We start from the raw sequence: 918 nt of genomic DNA on the forward strand, positions 1-918 counted from the left end.
GATGAATGCCTTAAATATCAAGGAGTTTAATGATTGTATAAATATTTTGTCATGTACTTAGATGCGTTACAATGGCATTGAAAGGGGGTGAGGCGATAACATTAGTGTTTAGTTCATTTGTTTCCAGACACATATTTTTCTTTGATAATGTAGATGATGACAATCTTAAACAAGATGTTGCAAAGACCATCGTTGAATTAAATTATATAACTGACCATGAGCAGTTTGTTGCTGAGTTAGAAAATGAATCTCAGAAAGATGAATTATCTAAACTATTTGATGCTTGTGTTGAGAAACTGAATTTTTTTCTGACAAGCTATTTGATTACAACTAAGGATGTATCAGTTTATCAGGTGACTCCAAAAATGTTTGATGTAGTTTGTATGTATCGTTTTATGAACCCCAATGATTGGGATTATCAACCAGGTATGTTGCTATTACATCCGAATGTTGCTTACAAGAAAACTTTATTATCCAAAGAAGAAACTAATGAAATAATTTGGTATGCTAACGTAATAAACCAAGAATGGAATCCATTTACGCTTGCATTAGAATTAAAATTGAATGCAAGCAGGTATTTTATTAATGGACAGTTCCGAGAGGCTGTTTTATATTGTCAGACTGCATTTGAAACATTTCTACGAACATTACTTTTAGAATTGTTTAAAGAAGAAGGAAAAAACTCTAATGAATTGGATGTAACCTATGAGAAATATGGATTCATTGGAGTTTTAAAGCGAGAGTTTAGTTCAAGACTTGGTGGGACTTGGGATTTAACGAATTCAACAACTCCCTTAAACGCATGGCATGACAACTGTTACAAAAGAAGAAATAGAATTATACATGGTGGATATTTGTAAGCCTTCGGCCTCGCGCATATTGTAAGCCCCCGTCTTCAGCCGTTACTTTGATGGCAAA

General features: G+C 33.4%; 1 protein-coding gene. It reads left to right on the forward strand.

Features of this window, described 5'->3' with window-relative positions; translation table 11 throughout:
- Positions 1-71 precede the first annotated feature (71 nt).
- Positions 72-860 carry a hypothetical protein gene (locus tag W7W_RS0120210; RefSeq protein WP_010665441.1) on the forward strand — a complete coding sequence of 263 codons (789 nt, stop codon included), beginning with the start codon at positions 72-74 and terminating at the stop codon, positions 858-860.
- Positions 861-918 lie beyond the last annotated feature (58 nt).

This window comes from Marinilabilia salmonicolor JCM 21150 (assembly GCF_000259075.1).
Lineage (GTDB): Bacteria > Bacteroidota > Bacteroidia > Bacteroidales > Marinilabiliaceae > Marinilabilia > Marinilabilia salmonicolor.